This is a genomic window from Oribacterium sp. P6A1 (assembly GCF_000702885.1).
Classification (GTDB): Bacteria; Bacillota; Clostridia; order Lachnospirales; family Lachnospiraceae; genus Oribacterium.
The window spans coordinates 1-2,894 of the sequence record NZ_JNKO01000074.1 but is presented as its reverse complement, the minus strand read 5'-3'; the positions used below and the strand labels follow the sequence as shown (position 1 = coordinate 2,894).

Genomic DNA, 2,894 nt, shown 5'->3' with positions numbered 1-2,894 from the left:
GTGTGGCTGGTTGATATATCAAGGATAGCAGAAACTTTTAAATTTAATCAATGAGCAATGGTGGGGTTACCCACTATAAATGACGAAAGGCCAATCTTTTTTTATGATATCAATGACAAATAGTTTAAATCTTTATACAAATGATTAGTCAAGATTAATAAATAGAAATGATAGTGGATTATTCTACGAGTTTTAATCATATATCATACAAATTTATATAAGAATTAAAGCATAATGGGATGATGTAATTTAGACGGATTATATATAATATGCGAGATAAAAGTCAGATATAATTTGACCAAAGTCAAAGGCAGCTTTCTCGAAGGTAGGCATACAGAGGCATAGAATATTAGATGTAAACAAAAACAAATACAAAAAGTCACATTCGACAGGAGGTATGAGAGGTGGCAAATTTAGTTAAGAAGTATGCAGTTGCCGATGCTTCAAGGCGAGTTGATCTGATCTATAAGTATTATTCTGTATTTCTTAAAGTAGTTGATGGACGTATAGAGGGGCTGCTGTATCTGATCGAAAACGAGAAAGAATCTAACAGAAGAGGTGAAGATGATGATCTGGGTGTAAGGATTCAGAAAAGCATGTTAAGTAATCCAACGGCTGATAAATCAGTAAGCCATGTGACGATTAGAGAAGCTCTGAAGACTTGTGATTTTTCAGGAGGTGTACTTGATGGTACAGATCGTGAAGAAGAATTTAAAAAAGAAGCATTTCTGCTCAAAGTGATGAGACATGACTATGATCTCTTCAAGAGACAGGTTGAATGCCTGGATGATGAAGATAGAAGTATTTTTGTTTCCTATATTAATAAGAAGAAATCCACTGGAGAGATTGCTGCTGAGATTGGTTCTGGAGTTGATACAACTCGTAACCGAATTTATAAAATTAAGCTGGAAGTCAAAGAGAATATGCTTGAATATCTTGAGGGAAGATTGTAAGGAGGATGCTGAGATGCCTAAGTCAAGAATAGTTGTACCACAGTTAGAGGAGAAGGTTTTAAAGGGCCAGAAGAAATTCGTAAGATACGCAGAAGGTGCAGAGCTTTATTCTGTTGGAATACACACATTTCAGGAAATGGCTAAGGAAGCCAACGCAATTTACAGAGTAAAGAGATGTGTTCTGGTTAACACTCATAAGATTGATGAGTATCTTGAAAATTTTTGTGAAAATTCTTAACAGTACGTATTTGTCCATACAAATCCATACAGAGTCACTGAGGTGATTGCTAAATGGTCTAAGTAATATTGTTGGAAATATATGGATTGAAAGTGAGGAATGGTGCGGAATATAATCACTATAGAACCGGCTGTTCCTCTTTTTTTATGAAAGAATGAGGAAGAATATGGCTAGAAAAGATAGCAAAGGATACAATCTACGAACGGGAGAATGTCAGAGAAAAGATGGTAAATATTCATATGCTTTTACTGACAGATTTGGTAAGCGACATTTTATATACTCAAAAACATTAGTAGAGCTTAGAGAAAGGGAGCGGGCACTGCAAAGAGACTATGAAGACGGATTAGATCCATATAAAGCAAAGACAATAGAAGTCAATCATATGGTTGAAAGTTATCTAAGTCAGAAGCATGATCTTAAGACTTCAACAAAAGGTTCTTATCGCTTTATGTTCAAGCAGTATATTCATGATAATTTTGGGAAATCAAAGGTCATAAATGTTAAGTATTCTGATGTTAAGAGGTTTTATTATAGCCTTATGATGGATAAAGGGATTTCTGCAGCCACAGTAGATCATGTTCATACATTGCTTCATCCTGCATTTCAGATGGCAATAAGGGATGGACTTATCAGAACTAATCCAACAGATGGAGTTATGGCTGAGATAAAGCGTAGCAAATTCTGGATAAAAGGAAAAAGACAAGCACTGACGGTTAAACAGCAACAGGTATTTCTCGACTTTTTTAAAGATAATCGGGAATATGAGGGCTGGCTTCCTATAATAACAGTGCTTCTAGGGACCGGAATGCGTATAGGAGAATGCCTCGGGCTGACATGGGATGATCTTGATTTCGAAAATAGAATTATTAGCGTTAACCATACTATAAGCGACAGACCGGACGAGAAAGGAGTTTGTAGAAAGAGAATCCAAAGTACCAAAAGTAATGCTGGAACAAGGACTATACCAATGATTGAAGAAGTATATCAGGCATTTCTAACGGAATATGAGTATCAGAAGATATTGGGATTCTGTGAGGAAGAGGTTGATGGCTACTCAGGATTTGTATTTTCAACAGCCAAACATACAGTATATCTTGCAGAGGCTGTAAACAACGCTATTCATAGGGCAATTGACGAATATAATAAGCGGGAAAAAATAGCAGCAGCCAAGGAAGACAGGGATCCATTTATACTGCCTCAGTTATCTGCACATGTTCTTAGACATACCTTCTGTACAAGACTGTGTGAGAATGAATCAAATCTTAAGGTTATCCAGAGTATAATGGGACATGCGGATATTACAACTACGATGGATATATACGCTGAAGCCACTAAAGAGAAGAAGCAGGAAGTGATGAGGAATCTGGATGGAAAGATAATAATCTGATTTCATATCGGAGATAAACCCGAATAAATGTATGGACAAATCTCTCGATATTTAATAGAATAGAACAAGGTATATTATAGAGATGTGCTGTTAGAAAATATGTTGTAAATTTTCTTTATTGGATTAGTTTGGACGTATTTGGTCAAAGATGGATAAAACTATAGAGAGCATATATATGACCAAAGAATACTCTATGGATACACTGGTTTCATAAAGCTCAATGAGGTTCGATGGAAAAGTCAGCCATGTGTAGATAAATATATATGATTCTCTATGTACGGTGATGAGCCGGAATAAAAAAATATCCTGTTACCTT

At 35.8% G+C, this 2,894-nt stretch carries 3 protein-coding genes; all 3 read left to right on the top strand.

Translation table 11 applies throughout. The features are described from left to right. Nucleotides 1-404 precede the first annotated feature (404 nt). The 3 genes from T515_RS15975 (at nucleotide 405) to T515_RS15965 (ending at nucleotide 2,578) form a co-directional block, all read left to right on the top strand. Nucleotides 405-953 (top strand): hypothetical protein, encoded by a 549-nt coding sequence (locus T515_RS15975; protein WP_036613497.1) that lies wholly within the window; start codon nucleotides 405-407, stop codon nucleotides 951-953. Nucleotides 954-966: 13 nt separating this feature from the next. Beyond that, nucleotides 967-1,191 (top strand): DUF6462 family protein, encoded by a 225-nt coding sequence (locus T515_RS15970; protein WP_036613495.1) that lies wholly within the window; start codon nucleotides 967-969, stop codon nucleotides 1,189-1,191. Between the two features lie 154 nt (nucleotides 1,192-1,345). Continuing rightward, entirely contained in the window at nucleotides 1,346-2,578 is a 1,233-nt protein-coding gene (locus T515_RS15965; protein WP_036613492.1) for a tyrosine-type recombinase/integrase, read from the top strand. Nucleotides 2,579-2,894 lie beyond the last annotated feature (316 nt).